At 70.1% G+C, this 14,957-nt stretch carries 13 protein-coding genes; 8 read left to right on the forward strand and 5 right to left on the reverse strand.

The genetic code is table 11. The features are described from left to right. The first annotated feature begins 164 nt into the window (after positions 1 to 164). From NYP07_RS13510 to NYP07_RS13545, 8 genes are all read left to right on the forward strand, one after another. Positions 165 to 473 carry a DUF1272 domain-containing protein gene (locus tag NYP07_RS13510; protein WP_268151289.1) on the forward strand — a complete coding sequence of 103 codons (309 nt, stop codon included), beginning with the start codon at positions 165 to 167 and terminating at the stop codon, positions 471 to 473. Positions 474 to 508: 35 nt separating this feature from the next. After that, a complete protein-coding gene (locus NYP07_RS13515; RefSeq protein ID WP_268151291.1) occupies positions 509 to 1,732 on the forward strand; it encodes a multifunctional CCA addition/repair protein in 1,224 nt (407 codons plus the stop codon). 145 nt (positions 1,733 to 1,877) lie between these two features. Further along, positions 1,878 to 3,062, forward strand: coding sequence for an efflux RND transporter periplasmic adaptor subunit (locus NYP07_RS13520; protein ID WP_268151292.1), 1,185 nt, complete (start codon positions 1,878 to 1,880; stop codon positions 3,060 to 3,062). A 14-nt stretch (positions 3,063 to 3,076) separates the two neighbouring features. After that, the gene (locus tag NYP07_RS13525; RefSeq protein WP_268151294.1) at positions 3,077 to 6,232 is read left to right on the forward strand and encodes an efflux RND transporter permease subunit; all 3,156 of its coding nucleotides are present in this window, start codon (positions 3,077 to 3,079) and stop codon (positions 6,230 to 6,232) included. Then, on the forward strand, positions 6,229 to 7,632 hold the full coding sequence (locus tag NYP07_RS13530; RefSeq protein ID WP_268151296.1) for an efflux transporter outer membrane subunit: 1,404 nt from the start codon (positions 6,229 to 6,231) through the stop codon (positions 7,630 to 7,632). The genes NYP07_RS13525 and NYP07_RS13530 overlap by 4 nt, the downstream gene beginning before the upstream one ends. A 10-nt stretch (positions 7,633 to 7,642) precedes the next feature. Then, positions 7,643 to 8,101, forward strand: coding sequence for a thioredoxin family protein (locus tag NYP07_RS13535; RefSeq protein ID WP_268151298.1), 459 nt, complete (start codon positions 7,643 to 7,645; stop codon positions 8,099 to 8,101). Continuing rightward, positions 8,098 to 9,231 carry an MFS transporter gene (locus tag NYP07_RS13540; RefSeq protein WP_268151299.1) on the forward strand — a complete coding sequence of 378 codons (1,134 nt, stop codon included), beginning with the start codon at positions 8,098 to 8,100 and terminating at the stop codon, positions 9,229 to 9,231. Before NYP07_RS13535 ends, NYP07_RS13540 begins: the two co-directional genes overlap by 4 nt. A 1-nt stretch (position 9,232) precedes the next feature. Continuing rightward, positions 9,233 to 10,030, forward strand: coding sequence for an alpha/beta fold hydrolase (locus tag NYP07_RS13545; protein WP_277583791.1), 798 nt, complete (start codon positions 9,233 to 9,235; stop codon positions 10,028 to 10,030). A 334-nt stretch (positions 10,031 to 10,364) separates the two neighbouring features. Here the strand turns inward: NYP07_RS13545 and NYP07_RS13550 are convergent, their stop codons facing one another. The 5 genes from NYP07_RS13550 to NYP07_RS13570 form a co-directional block, all read right to left on the reverse strand. Further along, on the reverse strand, positions 10,365 to 11,468 hold the full coding sequence (locus NYP07_RS13550; protein WP_268151300.1) for a uracil-DNA glycosylase family protein: 1,104 nt from the start codon (positions 11,466 to 11,468) through the stop codon (positions 10,365 to 10,367). 6 nt (positions 11,469 to 11,474) lie between these two features. After that, entirely contained in the window at positions 11,475 to 12,182 is a 708-nt protein-coding gene (locus tag NYP07_RS13555; protein WP_268151301.1) for a thymidylate synthase family protein, read from the reverse strand. Continuing rightward, the gene (locus NYP07_RS13560) at positions 12,179 to 13,090 is read right to left on the reverse strand and encodes a MazG nucleotide pyrophosphohydrolase domain-containing protein (RefSeq protein WP_268151303.1); all 912 of its coding nucleotides are present in this window, start codon (positions 13,088 to 13,090) and stop codon (positions 12,179 to 12,181) included. The genes NYP07_RS13555 and NYP07_RS13560 overlap by 4 nt, the downstream gene beginning before the upstream one ends. 171 nt (positions 13,091 to 13,261) lie before the next feature. Further along, positions 13,262 to 13,501, reverse strand: coding sequence for a DNA-binding protein (locus NYP07_RS13565; protein ID WP_268151305.1), 240 nt, complete (start codon positions 13,499 to 13,501; stop codon positions 13,262 to 13,264). Between the two features lie 568 nt (positions 13,502 to 14,069). After that, the gene (locus tag NYP07_RS13570; RefSeq protein WP_276597273.1) at positions 14,070 to 14,915 is read right to left on the reverse strand and encodes a Druantia anti-phage system protein DruA; all 846 of its coding nucleotides are present in this window, start codon (positions 14,913 to 14,915) and stop codon (positions 14,070 to 14,072) included. Positions 14,916 to 14,957: the final 42 nt, after the last annotated feature.

Here is a 14,957-nt window from a genome sequence, read left to right on the forward strand (position 1 = left end):
TGAACGCGGGCGAGCCCGGTCGGTCCCCCGCGGGGACGAGGCCGTTTGCGGCGTTAAGCCGCAATCAGCCTCAGGCGGGCCGGCTCGGGAGCGGCCCGGCGCTCGGCCCGGAATACACGGCTTCATGCGTCGCGGGTGCCGCGAACGCGGAATGGATAACTGACATGCTGGAGCTCAGGCCCTGCTGCGAGCACTGCGCGGCGACGCTCGCACCCGACGCCCTCGAAGCCCGCATCTGCAGCTTCGAATGCACCTTCTGCGCGCGCTGCGCCGAGGGCCTGCTGGGCAACGTCTGCCCCAACTGCGGCGGCGGCTTCGTGCCGCGGCCGGTGCGGCCGGCGCGCAACTGGAAGGGCGGAAACCATCTCGGCAACTACCCGGCGAGGGCCGAGCCCAAGCTGAGGCCGGTGGATTTGGAGGCTCACGCGCAGCTGGTCGCCGCGCTGGGAGGACTGCCGCCGGAGCGCAGATAGGTTGGCGCCGCGCTGCCGGCAAGCAGAATCCCGCCATGCCTCGCTTCCAGACCTATCTCGTCGGCGGCGCCGTGCGCGACCGCTTGCTCGGCCTGCCGGTGCAGGACCGCGATTGGGTCGTCGTCGGCGCATCGCCGCAGGCCCTGCTCGACGCCGGCTACCAGCCCGTCGGCAAGGACTTCCCGGTCTTCCTGCACCCCGAGACCCACGAGGAAGTGGCCCTCGCCCGCACCGAGCGCAAGACCGCGGCGGGCTACCACGGCTTCGCCTTCCACACGGCGCCCGACGTCACGCTGGAGCAGGACCTCGCCCGCCGCGACCTGACCATCAACGCGATGGCCGAGGACGCCGCCGGCCATGTCGTCGACCCCCACGGCGGCCGGCGCGACCTGCAGGGCAAGGTGCTGCGCCATGTCTCGCCCGCCTTCGCCGAAGACCCGGTGCGCATCCTGCGGCTGGCGCGCTTCGCCGCGCGCTTCGCGGACTTCACGGTCGCCCCCGAGACCGTCGCGCTGATGCGCGCGATGGTCGCCGCCGGCGAGGTGGATGCGCTGGTGCCCGAGCGCGTCTGGCAGGAGCTGTCCCGCGGGCTGATGGAGGCCAGGCCCTCGCGCATGCTCGACGTGCTGCGCGAGGCCGGCGCGTTGGCCCGGCTGCTGCCGGAGGTCGAGGCCCTGTTCGGCGTGCCCCAGCCCGAGGCCCACCACCCCGAGGTCGACACCGGCCTCCATCTGCTGATGGTGCTGGACCAGTGCGCGCGGCAGGGCGCGCCGCTGACCGTGCGCTATGCCTGCCTCTGCCACGACCTCGGCAAGGGCACGACGCCCAAGGCCGAGCTGCCGCGCCATATCGCCCACGAGGCCCGCAGCGAGAAGCTGGCGGCCCGCGTCAGCGCACGCTGGAAGGTGCCGGCCGACTGCCGCGAGCTGGCCGCCCTGGTCGCCCGCGAGCACACCCATGTGCACCAGAGCGGCGGCTTCGGCGCCGAGGCCCGGCTGCGGCTGATGGAGCGCTGCGACGCCTGGCGCCGCCCCGAGCGCTTTGCCGAACTGCTGTGGGCCTGCGAATGCGACGCCCGCGGCCGGCTGGGCCTGGAGGACCGACCCTATCCGCAGCGCGAATGCCTGCTCGCCGACCTGGCCGCCACGCAGGCCGTCGACCTCGCCGCCGCCAGCGCCGCGGCGATCGCGCGCGGCGCCCAGGGGCCGGAGATCGGCCGCGCCGTCCGGCGGGCACGCCTGGCCGCCCTGACCGCCTGAACCCCGGCCGAGACCTTGAGCAGGCGAGGCCATGCCTTGCTTCACCCGCGTGACAGCGCTTGCATCGCTACAGTCGCTGGTTTTGCTCCAGGCGCCACGGCGGCCCGGGGCGAGCCTCCAAGAACGGTCGAACAGGGTCGCGAAGATGAAGTTGGCATGGGGTAGCAGCGCCCGCCTGGGCACGGTGGTCATCCTGGGTGCGGGGCTGGGCAGCCTGCTGGGCGGCTGCAGCCGGTCCAACGGCCAGACGGCCGCCGCCGCACCGCCGCCGCCCGAGGTGGGCGTCGTCACCGTTGCGCCGGCCCGCGCCGACCTGTCCACCGAGCTGCCGGGCCGGCTGGAGGCCTACCGCGTCGCCCAGGTGCGCGCGCGTGCCGCCGGCATCCTGAACAAGCGCCTCTTCACCGAGGGCAGCGACGTCAAGGCCGGCCAGGCCCTGTTCGAGATCGACGCGGCGCCCTACCGCGCGGCGCTGGCCGGCGCCCAGGCCCAGCTCGCCCGCGCCGAGGCCAATCTGCTGCAGGCTGAAGGGCTGGCGGACCGCTATGCGCCGCTGGCCAGGACCCAGGCCGTCAGCCAGCAGGAGGCGCTGAACGCCCAGGCCGCCGCCGCCCAGGCCAAGGCCGACGTGGCCGCCGGCAAGGCCGCCGTGCAGACGGCGCAGATCAACCTCGGCCATGCCAGCGTCACATCGCCCATCGCCGGCCGCATCGGCCGCGCGCTGGTGACCGAAGGCGCGCTGGTGGGCCAGGGCGAGGCCACGCCGCTGGCGCTGGTGCAGCAGATCGACAGGCTCTACGTCAACTTCACGCAGTCGGCCGCCGAGGTCATGCGGCTGCGCCAGGCCCTGGCCGACGGCAGGCTGCAGGGCGCCGGCAAGGACGCCGCCAAGGTGCAGCTGCTGCTGGAGGACGGTAGCGTCTACGCCCAGCCGGGCAAGCTGCTGTTCTCGGACCTGAGCGTGGACCCCGGCACCGGCCAGATCACGCTGCGCGCCGAGCTGCCCAACCCCAAGGGCCTGCTGTTGCCGGGCCTGTATGTGCGCGTGCGCCTCGCCCAGGCCGAGGTGGACGACGCCGTCTGGCTGCCCCAGCAGGCCGTGGCCCGGGGTGCGACGGGCGAGAGCGTGCTCGTCGTGGCCGACGACGGCAGCGTCAGCGCGCGGCCGGTCAGGCTGGGCCCGGCCCAGGACGGCAAGGCCCTGGTGCTGGCAGGCCTGAAGGCGGGCGAGAAGGTCGTCGTCGACGGCCTGCAGAAGACCAGGGCCGGCGGCAAGGCGCGGCCCGTGCCGTGGGCCGCGGCGGCGCCTGCTTCGGCGGCCTCGCGCTGAGGGGCAGAACCGACATGGCGCAGTTCTTCATCAACCGGCCCATCTTTGCCTGGGTCATCGCCCTCTTCATCACGGTCATCGGCATCGTTGCGGTCACGCAGCTGCCGATCTCCCAATACCCACCGGTGGCGCCGCCGTCCATCGTGCTGTCGGTCAGCTACCCCGGCGCGTCCGCGCAGACGCTGGAGGACTCGGTCATCAGCGTCATCGAACGCGAGATGAACGGCTCGCCCGGCCTCATCTACATGGAGGCCGTGGCACAGGCCGACGGCACCGGCTCGATCACGCTGAGCTTCGACCCGGCCACCAGCCCCGACCTGGCCCAGGTGGACGTGCAGAACCGCTACGCCCGCGCCCAGCCGCGCCTGCCGCAGGTCGTCATCCAGCAGGGCGTGCGCATCGACAAGGCCAACCCCAACTTCCTGCTCTTCATCATCATGTCGAGCAGCAACGCTGACTTCGACCCGATCGCGCTGGGCGACTACGCCTCGCGCACCGTGCTGCCCGAGATCCAGCGCGTGCCCGGCGTCGGCCAGGGCCTGCTGTTCGGCACCGAGCGCGCGATGCGCATCTGGCTGGACCCGGCCAAGCTGGTCGGCTACAGGCTGCAGCCGGCCGACGTGAACGCGGCCATCGCGGCGCAGAACGCCCAGGTCAGCTCCGGCTCCATCGGCGACCTGCCCAATGTGCCCGGCCAGCCCATCGCGGCTACGGTCGTCGTGCGCGGCCAGCTCGCCAGCGCCGCGCAGTTCGGCAACATCGTGCTGCGCGCCAACGCCGACGGCTCCACGGTGCGGCTGCGCGACGTGGCCCGCGTCGAGCTGGGCTCCGACAACTACACCGGCCGCTCCACGCGGCTGAACGGCAAGCCGTCGGTCGGCGTCGGCGTGCAACTGGCGCCGTCGGCCAACGCGCTGCAGACGGCCAAGCTCATCAAGCAGCGCCTCAAGCAGCTCGCGCCCTACTTCCCGGCCGGCGTGAAGGCCGACATCCCCTACGACAGCTCGCTGTTCATCGACATCTCCATCACCCAGGTCGTCGAGACGCTGGTGGAGGCCGTGGCCCTCGTCTTCCTCGTGATGTTCCTGTTCCTGCAGAACATCCGCTACACCATCATCCCGACGCTGGTCGTGCCCATCGCGCTGCTGGGCAGCTTCGCGACGCTGCTGGCGCTGGGCTTCTCGATCAATGTGCTGACGATGTTCGGCATGGTGCTGGTCATCGGCATCGTCGTGGACGACGCCATCGTCGTCGTCGAGAACGTCGAGCGCGTGATGAGCGAGGAGGGCCTGTCGCCGCTCAAGGCCACGCGCAAGGCCATGGGCCAGATCTCGGGCGCCATCGTCGGCGTGACCGTGGTGCTGATCTCGGTGTTCGTGCCGCTGGCCTTCTTCTCGGGCGCCATCGGCAACATCTACCGCCAGTTCTCGGCGGTGATGGTCTCGGCAATAGCGTTCTCGGCCTTCCTGGCCCTGTCGCTGACGCCGGCCCTGTGCGCCACGCTGCTCAAGCCCGTCGAGGCCGGCCACCACATCGAGAAGGGTGGCTTCTTCGGCCGCTTCAACCGCGGCTTCGCGCGCACGGCCAAGGGCTACGAGGGCTGGGTCGCGAAGTTCATCCGCCGCGCCGGCCGCATGGCCGTCGTCTACGCGGCCGTCATCGGCGCCGACGTGCTGGTGTTCCAGAAGCTGCCCACCTCCTTCGTGCCGAACGAGGACCAGGGCAACATCCTCGTCAACGTGCAGCTGCCGCCGGGCGCCACGCAGCAGCGCACGCTGGAGGTCATGAAGCAGACCGAGGCCTACATGCTCGCGCAGCCCGAGGTCGAGAGCATGGTCAGCGTCATCGGCTTCAGCTTCTCGGGCTCGGGCCAGAACGCCGGCCTGGGCTTCATCACGCTCAAGCCCTGGGACGAGCGCCACGGCACCGCGCATTCCGCGCAGGGCCTGGTGGCGCGCGCCTTTCCGGCGCTTGGCAAGATCCGCGACGCCATCATCTTCCCGGTCAGCCCGCCGCCCATCCGCGACCTGGGCCGAGCCAACGGCTTCGCCTTCCGCCTGCAGGACCGCAGCGGCCACACGCGCGCCGAACTGCTGGCCGCGCGCAACCAGCTGCTGGCCGCCGCCGCCAAGAACCCGCTGCTGACGGCCGTGCGCCCCGACGGCCTGGAAGACGCCGCCCAGCTGCAGCTCGACATCGACCGCGACCGCGCCCAGGCCCTGGGGCTGAACATCGGCGCCGTCAACGCGGTGCTGGGCACCTCGCTGGGCTCGACCTACGTCAACGACTTCCCCAACGCCGGCCGGCTGCAGCGCGTCATCGTGCAGGCCGACGCCCCGGCCCGCATGCAGCCCGAGGACCTGCTCAGGCTCCATGTGCTGAACGCCACCGGCCAGCCGGTGCCGCTGTCCGCCTTCGCCACCAGCAAGTGGATCACCGGCGCGATGCAGACCGTGCGCTACAACGGCTACCCGGCCATGCGCATCCTCGGCGAGCCGGCCAAGGGCGTGTCCACCGGCACGGCCATGGCCGAGATGGAGAAGCTCGCGGCCCAGCTGCCCGAGGGCTTCGGCTACGAGTGGACCGGCCAGTCGCGCGAGGAAAAGCTCTCCGGCTCCACGGCCTTCATCCTGTTCGGCTTCTCGCTGCTGGCGGTCTTCCTGTGCCTGGCCGCGCTCTACGAGAGCTGGAGCATCCCGCTGTCCGTGCTGCTCGTCGTGCCGCTGGGCGTGCTCGGCGTCGTGCTGGGCGCCACCTTCCGCGGGCTGGAGAACGACGTCTACTTCAAGGTCGGCATGATCACCATCATCGGCCTGTCGGCCAAGAACGCCGTGCTCATCATCGAGTTCGCCAAGGAGCTGCAGGCCCGTGGCCGCAGCGTCTTCGACGCGGTGCGCGAGGCGGCCCATCTGCGCTTCCGCCCCATCATCATGACCTCGCTGGCCTTCATCCTTGGCGTGCTGCCGCTGGTGCTGGCCAGCGGCGCCGGCTCGGCCAGCCAGCGCGCCATCGGCACCGGCGTGATGGGCGGCATGCTGTCGGCGACGCTGCTGGCGGTGTTCTTCGTGCCGGTGTTCTTCGTCGCCGTGCGCCGCTTCTTCCCCGGCAGCGAACGCCAGCGGCGGCGCGACGCCCACGAGGCCGAAGAGGCCTCGGGAGGCCAGGCATGAAGGCCGCGCCGACCCTGCTCGCCGCCGCCGCGCTGCTCGCGGCCTGCGCCGGCCCCGAGCCCGGGCGCCCCAGCGCGCCCGAGGCCGCCGCCGCGGCCGTGCCCGCGGCCTTCCCGCAGGCCGGCGGTGCCGGCACGGCCGCCGCCGAGCTGCCCTGGGCCCTGGCCTTCAAGGGCGAGAGGCTGCAGCGCCTCATCCCGCTGGCCCTGGCCAACAACCGCGACCTGCGCGTCGCCGCCCTCAACATCGAGGCCGCGCGCGCCACGGCCGGCGCGCGCGACGCCGACCTCTGGCCCACCGTCAGCGCCGGCATCAGCGGCTCGCGCACGCCGACGGCGGCCGGCGGCATCAACAGCCTCTACACGGCCGGCCTGCAGGTGTCGGCCTACGAGCTGGACCTGTTCGGCCGCCTGCGCGGCCTGAGCGCCGCGGCCGCGGCCCAGCTGCTGGCGGCCCAGGCCAACCAGCAGGCCGTGCGCACGGCGCTGGTCGCCGGCGTGGCCAATGCCGAGATCGCGCTGCAGGCCGACGAGGCGCTGCTGAAGCTCACGCGCGACACGGTGGCGACGCGGGAACAGTCCCTGGACCTGACGCGCCAGCGCTTCGACGGCGGCGTCGCCAACGAGCTGGACCTGCGCTCGGCCGAGTCCTCGCTGCAGACCGCGCGCGCCGCGCTGGCCCAGGCCCAGCGCCAGCGCACGCTGGACGAGAACGCACTGGCCCTGCTGCTCGGCGGCCCGCTGCCCGCCGACCTGCCCGCGCCCAGCGGCGACCTCGCCGATTTCGAACCGCTGGCGGAACTGCCCGCCGGCCTGCCCAGCGACGTGCTGACGCGCCGGCCCGACATCCGCCAGGCCGAGTTCACGCTGGCCGCCGCGGACGCCGACATCGACGCGGCCCGCGCCGCCTTCTGGCCGCGCATCACGCTGACGGGCCAGTTCGGCACGGCCAGCAGCCAGCTGTCGGGCCTGTTCAGGCACACGGCCTGGAGCTTTGCGCCGTCGCTGGTGCAGCCCATCTTCGACGCCGGCCGCAACCGCGCCAACCTCGCCGGTGCGCGGGCGGCGCGCGACATCGCGCTGGCCCTGTACGAGAAGGCCATCCAGACCGCCTTCCGCGAGGTGGCCGACGGCCTCGCCGGCCGCGCCACGCTGGCCGAACAGCGCGCCGCGCTGGCCGCCCAGGCGGACGCCGAGACGCGCCGCCTCGCCGCGGCCGAGCAGCGCTACGCGGCCGGCGTCGCCAGCGCGCTGGACCGCCTGGACGCGCAGCGCTCGCTGTTCGCGGCCCGGCAGTCCCTCGTGCAGCTGCAGAGCCAGCGCGCGCAGAACCTGGTGGCGCTCTACCGCGCCCTCGGCGGCGGGGCCGACGCCTCCGCCATGACCCCATCGCCCCGTTGAGACCCACGCCATGCGCTTCCTGATCGCCTCCCTGCTGCTCGGCGCCGGCCTTGCCGCCCACGCCGGCCCGCCCGCCATCTACGACGAAGGCGCCGACGCCAAGGCCGCCATCCGCGCCACGCTGGCCGAGGCCGCGCAGGCCCGGCTGCCCGTGCTCGTCGTCTTCGGCGCCAACTGGTGCGGCGACTGCCGCATGCTGGACAACAGCTTCAAGCACGGCGCCAGCGCGCCGCTGATCGCCAAAAGCTTCAAGGTCGTCAAGGTCGACGTCGGCCGCTTCGACCGCAACGTCGACATCGCCGAGGCCTACCGCGTGCCGCTGAAGAAGGGCATCCCGGCCGTGGCCGTGCTGTCGCCCGAGGGCCGGCTCATCTACGCCACCGAGGGCGGCGAACTGGCCGACGCGCGCAGGATGGGCGACCAGGGCGTCTACGACTTCTTCGCCCGCATCACCGCCGACGCCAGGTGAGCCCCGTCGCCGGCGCGTCGCGTGCGCTGCGCGCGCAGTTCTTCGTCCTCGGCGTGATGTTCGCGACCTGGGGCGTGCACGTGCCCACCGTCAAGGGCCATTACGGCCTCGGCGAACAGGCCCTCGCCATCGCGATGCTGGCCAGCGGCGCCGGCGCACTGATGGCCCTGGCCCAGGCGGGCCGCGTCGTCGGCCGCTGGGGGCCGCGCAGCGTGTCCGCCGCGATGGGCGTGCTGTGCTGCGCCGCCATCGCCTGCCTGCTGGCGGGCGCGGGCTATGCGGGGCTGCTGGCGGTGATGCTGGCCTTCGGCATCACCGGCAGCCTGCTCGACGTGGCCATCAACACCGAGGCCACCGAGATCGAGCGCCTCGCGGCCAGGCCCCTGATGAGCGGCTTCCACGGCATGTTCAGCCTCGGCGGCATGGCCGGCGCCAGCCTCGGCAGCGCGGCGCCCGCGCTGGGCCTGACGCCGCAGGGCCATCTGCTGCTGGCCTCGGGCCTGGGCGCGCTCGTCGTGCTGGCCGCCAGCCGCGCGATGCTGCCCGTGCCCGACAAGGCCGCCGAGGAGAAGCACCCGCTGAGCCTGCCGCGCGGGCCCCTCTTGCTGCTCGGCGTGCTGGCCGCGATGGGCCTGATCGCCGAGGGCGCGATGTACGACTGGAGCGTGCTCTTCATGACGCAGGAGCGCGCCAGCCATGCCAGCACGGCCGCGCTGGCCTATGCCAGCTTCAGCGGCGCGATGGCGGCCGGCCGCTTCGGCGGCGACTGGGTGCGCGCCCGCCTGGCGCCGCGCCGGCTGATGCGCGCCAGCGGCGTGCTCGCCGCGCTGGGCATGGCGCTCGCGCTGGCCCTGCCCTCGCCCGTGGCGGCGCTGGCCGGCTTCGCGCTGGTCGGCATCGGCTTGTCCAACGTCGTGCCCGTGCTGTTCAGCGCCGCGTCGCAGGCGCCCGGCGTGTCGCCGGCCCACGGCATCGCGGCCGTGTCGGGCGTCGGCTACCTCGGCATGATGGCCGGCCCGCCGCTGATCGGCCTCGTCGCCGAACATTCATCGCTCGGCGCCGGCCTGGTCGTCGTCATCGTGTTCGCCGTCTTCATGGCGCTGTCGGCCAAACGCGCGATGCGGAGCTGATGTGGCAACACCCTTGCAGGTCGAAGACCACCGGATCGCCCATCCGCGCGGCCGGCTGTTCGCGCGCTCCTGGGCGGCGGCCGGCGCTGCGGCGCGCCGGGCGCCCATCGTGCTGCTGCACGATTCGCTGGGCTGCGTCGAGCTGTGGCGCGACTTCCCCGCCGCGCTGTGCGAGGCCACCGGCCGGCGCGTCGTCGCCTACGACCGGCTGGGCTTCGGCCGCTCGGACGTGCGCGACGGCCCGATGCCGCCGGACTTCATCGCCGACGAGGCGAGCCGCTTTTTCCCCGTCGTGCTGCAGGCCTTGGGCATGCGGCGCTTCGTCGCCTTCGGCCACAGCGTCGGCGGCGGCATGGCGGTGAACTGCGCGGCACGGTGGGCCGACGACTGCGAGGCGCTGGTCACCGTGTCGGCCCAGGCCTTCGTCGAAGACCGCACCGTGCAGGGGCTGCGGGTCGCCCGGGAGCAGTTCAAGGAGCCAGCGCAGATGCAGCGGCTGGCCAGGTACCACGGCGACAAGGCCGCGTGGGTACTGGAGGCCTGGCTGGGGACCTGGCTCAGCGCCGAGTTCGCGGGGTGGTCGCTGGAGGGCGTGCTGCCGCGCGTGAGATGCCCGGCACTGGCGATTCACGGCGCGGACGACGAGTACGGGTCACCGGCGCATCCGGCCCTGATCGCTGCCCGGGCCGGCGCTCCGGTCCGGATCGAACTGCTGGCGCAGACCGGGCATGTGCCGCATCGCGAACGGCCCGAAGCGGTGCTCGAAGCGGTCGCGGCGTTGCTGGCGTCGGCCGGCTGAAGCGGCCAAGGGAGATGCCTCAAGCGACAACGGCTCCCCGAGGGGAGCCGTTGCGTTTGGTGGCCTGGGGCGGAATCGAACCACCGACACGCGGATTTTCAATGGGAATCCGCGTGCGCGGCAGGAACGAACCCACACGCAACAATTAACAAAATCAAGCACTTAGAGCGCACTCGACCGCAGTCAAACGCATCCCCGCGCACTCGAATCCCGTCGTGACTGCCAGACCAGCGCCAGAAATTTCTATACCTCTAGCCCCTGGCCGTCACACGCCTGAGAAGTGTAGCAACCGCCTGTTCGCCGCGACACCGTGGCCGCCCCGGACCGGGCGGGCTCAAGGAGGAGGCAGCACCGCGCTGTTGAACAGGTTCATCCTCAGGGTCTTCTCCCGGCGCAGCAGCTCGCGCATCGGCGCCGTCAGGTAAATCGCCGTCTTCAGCTTGGCCGAAGGCAGGTGGCCATACTTGGTCGCCACCTCCGCCAGGGTGCGCCTGGCGGCCGCGCTGAGCACATCGACCTGCGACGCGCCTCCGAGCAGGTCCTCCTGGCCGAGCGACACCATCAGGTGCTTGCCGATGGTGCGCGTGTAGCAGCCCGGGATGAGCGCGGCCAACCGGCTGGCGTGCAGCTCGACGCAGTAGGGGCCATCTTTCTGGCGCACGTAGTAGCCCTCCGTGAGGCGCTCCGAGGCGGCCTCGAGGTGCCGGACCTCGGCCATGAACAGCAGCTTGTGCAGGGCGAAGTAGCTCAGCTCCCCGCTTTCCTCGAGCAGCACCCGCGCTGCAGCACCGACCTTCTCCGACGCCCGGCTCAGCTTGGCCGAGGGCTTGCGCCGCACTGCACCGCTGCCGCGGCGCACGGCCTCGGCAATGAACTGGTAGTCCGCCAGCTGGTTGGCGAAGCTGCGATGCACCATCGCGCGCTGGCCCGGGTGGTAGGCCGGAATGAGCTGGCGCCCCGCCCAGGGGTGAGCCTTGCGCACGCTGTCCTTGAGGGTGAGCGTGTGAGCCGTGACCAGTGCTGTGGCTCGCAGGGCGACTGCGCCCAGCGTCACGACCACCGGGGCGCCCACCAGCTCCAGCTGCTCCTTCAGGAACGGGGCGCAGTTGGCCACCTCCGAGTGAGACGGCGTGGCGTTGTTGCCGTTCTCGTCCTTCGGATTGCACAGCACGGCGTTGGTCACGAAGGCGTCGTAGCGGCTCAGCCCCACCTGCTCCAAGAGCGACTCGAAGTTGTGGCCGGATTTATCGCCATGGAACGGCAGCTCCGAGGCGTCGGCGCCGAGCCGTCCCGGGGCTTCGCCGATGAACATCACTTTGGCGCTGAGCGAGCCGCAGCCCGCGCCCAGAACCCGCGCGCTGTCCGCCATGCGCGGGCAGCGCTGGCATGCCTTCACGCGGCGCACAAGGTCAACAAATTGCTGTTCTTTATCCGCCATCACCGTTCAAGCCGCCAGGGCGCGCAATGCTTCGACCTTGCCGCCGTTGTAGGCGTGCACCGAGTGGCACAGCAAGCGACCGGGCGTCTTGCCCGATGCGGCGCATATGAAGTTCAGGAGCTGGCCCAGGCCGATGAAGTTGCCCAGCGCCTTGTTGAAGAAGTCGTGGTTGCGGTAGACCACCACCAGGTCGAGCCGGTCGCCTGGATGCCAGACGATTTCGCCGAACTGCCAGCAGGGCCCGCCGCGAGTGCGGGGAGTATCGCGGGCCGGCGTCGACAGATGGAACACCAGGCTCGTCCCGCTGCGCTTCGGCCAAGTGCTGAGCTTGCTGATGACAGTCTCGAGCTGGTTGGTGTCGGGATGGTCGGGAAAACGGACGAGCCGCTCGAAGTAGGTTCCCCAGGTCCCGCGGTTGCGAACGAACCGCATAGCGCGGTCGTGCCGCCGCAGGTATTCGCGGTACAGCTCTGGCCGGTCAGCGATGCGTTGGGCCAGGTCGTACGGAAAGATGGTCTTGATGACCTCGCGCAGGTCGTCCCCGACGAATCCCCTGCGTCGCGGCGAATGGGCCTGAAGCCAGTTCAGGTCGAAAAAGATGGGCTGCTCGATGGTCGTGAACAAGTTGAAGACCTCGGTCTCCGTCAGCACGGCTTGCACGCCCTGGCGCCAGCCATCCAGCGGCGTGGTACCGGCCACATTGCGGGCAGTCACAGCGCGTCCCCGGCTACCGGCGGCGGGTGGTAGGTCAGGGTCTGGCGGTCCAGGTCCACGTCGACCGTGCCGCCACGGTGTTGCTGCAGTTGCTTGAACGCCGAGTAGCCCTGGAGGATTGCGGCCTTCCACTGCTTTGCGGTACAGCTGTGGACTTCCAGCCCCGCGGTCAGGCGGATGATGGTCTTGAGCAGTCCGATGTCGACCGAGCTCTCCTCGCTGTACCAAGCTCGCTGCGGCGCTTCATTGAAGACAAGCACCGAGATGGCCTCCTCGACCACTGCCGCACGGCCACCGTCCTCGATTTCGTCGATGCGCGAATTACTCTTGCGCTTGCGCCGCAAGAGGCTGCGGATGACCGGTGACCAGCCGAGCACGGCGGCGTAGGCCAGGTGAAAGACGTCGTGATAGCGGTAGCCATCCCCCTTGTGGGCGTTGTCGGTCAGGGTGTCGCCGACGATGACGCCACTGACCATGATGCGGACCAGCACTTGCTTGGCGTTGCGCTTCTCCGAGAACGTGACGCTGAACTGCCGAGGCAGGCGCTCCTCCTCATCAAAGCCGTCATCGAAGTGGTTCACCTCACCTTGAGAATAAAGACGCTCGGCCTTGCGCGCACTCTCCCGTGCCACCTCCTGCAGCGGAATCTTGTGTAGGACCGCGAGACTGGTCAGGTACCAGAGGATGTCGCCGATGTCTTCGCGAAGGTCGCCGCGAAGCGTTCGGCTGTCGCGTTGCAGCACCAGCTTCTTGAAGGTCGAATTGAGGTCGCCGAGCTCACCCGCCAGTCCGAGCAAGGACACGATGACTTTCTTGCGCTCGTCAGTTCGCTCGACCATGGCCTGGTACTCGGCGAACGTACGAATCGGCTTCGGGCCGCTGTCCTTGCGGCCTGTTGGGCTTGGCATCCGCTCCCTCCATCGCGCCTTGAGCGCATTTGGCGGGAACTTAACGCAATTTGTGAGCTGACAGCGTCAGATTTTCCCCAGTCTCCAAACAGGAACCGACGCAGCCAGTCCATTCGTATAAAGATGCCCCAGCGCTCGCCGGGGCATCGAATCAAGTCAGCGGTGCTCAGCTCATCGGTAGCCCGTGCGCTTGACCCGCGCGGCTTCGCCCAGCTCGTCATGCTCTGAACCGCGGTCGGTCCGCCCGGTGCGCTTGCGCGGAGGCCGGAGCGCCACATGTCGCAACGCCAGTGCATTCAGATGCTTGGCGATGGTGGTGTAGCTCCCCGCCGACAGTTCCAACCGCAGGTTACGCGGTCCCGGAATGCGCCCTTGCCGGAGCAGCGCAACGTATGCACGCACGACGTCCACGCTCGTTATGCCTGGTCTTCCCATTGATGTCCTCGCTTGGTTGCGGCAGCGCGGAAGTGCGCTGCCTGCAGCGTGTAGCGAGGGTTCAAGGCTGCCCTGCAAAGGGCCGCACACCGCCGTTACGTAACCGGAATCGCTGGCGCGTTTAAAGCTCGCCCCGCAGGATTAGCGGCACCACAACTCTGGGAGCTGCGACTTGCACACCCTCATCAAACCTGCCCATCAATCGGTACGCACGGTGCTGCACCTGAGCCCCGCGGTCACGAGCGCCGCACTCACCGAGGCGCAGCGTCATCAACAAGGTCTGGCCGAATGGGTCGAGCGCCTCGTCGTGGATTCCTGCGCCGCTGGCGACGGCCATTTGGAGCGCCGACTCAGCGAGCTGATGTCCGTAGAGCTCTTCGCCCACGTGGCAAGCAACTGTCCCGGCGCGCTCGTCGGCCGTTGGCGGCTGCTGTATGACAGGTGCCTGCTGGAGCCGGCGCTGTGGCGCTACCCGGTGGTGACGCTCGAGGAGGCGGAAACTGCGGGCACGGACCTCCAGCCTACGCTAGACGCCGCCGAGCTGCTACGCCGCTGGCCGGCACTGGTAGGCCCGCATTTCTTCAAAAAGGTCGTCCGGGATATGGAAATGACCCCAGCCGCCAGTGAATCCGATGGAGCTGAAGTAGCTCTTGCCATCGAGCTTCAGGCGGTTGTAGAGCGAAGAACGCCCCATCGAAGAAGAGGTCGTGACAGCAACCAATCTGGCGTTCTTGGCTTCCCCAGATATGACGCCCTCAGTCCCGCCGTACCGCTCCTTGAAATCGTTGTAGACGTCGCGCGTTCGAATCAGGCTGGCTATGAGCTTTCCGCCGAGCAGCATGTTGTAGGGCGGCACCGCCCCCAGCACGTACGCGTCCATCAGATTGACCAAGCGGTGCTCACGGTCGGCGAAGGTCCATCCGATGTGGTTGTCCCGCGCGCTCATGTTGTAGACCGGGTCGCCAATCGCGAAGATGCCAATCAGCTTTCCGTTGGACTTGTCCCAAACTAGGTAGCGCAGACGTCGTCCAAAGCCAGCGGAGACGGGAACAGACCAGGTCAGCGAGGCCAGTCGGAAGAGCTTTGCCTCAAGACCAGCACCAGTCACGAGCTGGAGGACCGGCCGAATCGCCTCGGGGCGTACGTCACTGCCAGAGGCGAAGTACTTCTTTAGCGTTGACAGGTTGGCCGCGACGAAAGCAGCGTTCTCAGCAAGCTTGTCCTCGCGCTGCTTTCGGTGCAATGTCCGGACGGTGTCCTTGGACGCGTCAGGCAGCACCAGCGCACCGGTTTCGTCCTTGCTAAAACCTAGGTCAGCAAGATGCTGTCTGAGGTGACGCTTGATGCGCGCCTCAGGCGTAAAGGCCTCCGCAGCTTTCTTGACGGTCATCGTTGTGTTTGCCAGCGCCTCCCGAGCGCGGAGCAACATGGT

It is taken from the genome of Pelomonas aquatica (assembly GCF_026712205.1).
In the GTDB taxonomy this organism is placed as follows: Bacteria; Pseudomonadota; Gammaproteobacteria; order Burkholderiales; family Burkholderiaceae_C; genus Pelomonas; species Pelomonas aquatica.

Coding starts and splice junctions, on each gene's coding strand:
- NYP07_RS13525 (WP_268151294.1), top strand. CDS start 3,077: ATGGCGCAGTTCTTCATCAACCGGCCCATCTTTGCCTGGGTCATCGCC.
- NYP07_RS13520 (WP_268151292.1), top strand. CDS start 1,878: ATGAAGTTGGCATGGGGTAGCAGCGCCCGCCTGGGCACGGTGGTCATC.
- NYP07_RS13560 (WP_268151303.1), bottom strand. CDS start 13,090: ATGCCAAGCCCAACAGGCCGCAAGGACAGCGGCCCGAAGCCGATTCGT.
- NYP07_RS13515 (WP_268151291.1), top strand. CDS start 509: ATGCCTCGCTTCCAGACCTATCTCGTCGGCGGCGCCGTGCGCGACCGC.
- NYP07_RS13530 (WP_268151296.1), top strand. CDS start 6,229: ATGAAGGCCGCGCCGACCCTGCTCGCCGCCGCCGCGCTGCTCGCGGCC.
- NYP07_RS13510 (WP_268151289.1), top strand. CDS start 165: ATGCTGGAGCTCAGGCCCTGCTGCGAGCACTGCGCGGCGACGCTCGCA.
- NYP07_RS13535 (WP_268151298.1), top strand. CDS start 7,643: ATGCGCTTCCTGATCGCCTCCCTGCTGCTCGGCGCCGGCCTTGCCGCC.
- NYP07_RS13550 (WP_268151300.1), bottom strand. CDS start 11,468: ATGGCGGATAAAGAACAGCAATTTGTTGACCTTGTGCGCCGCGTGAAG.
- NYP07_RS13570 (WP_276597273.1), bottom strand. CDS start 14,915: ATGACCGTCAAGAAAGCTGCGGAGGCCTTTACGCCTGAGGCGCGCATC.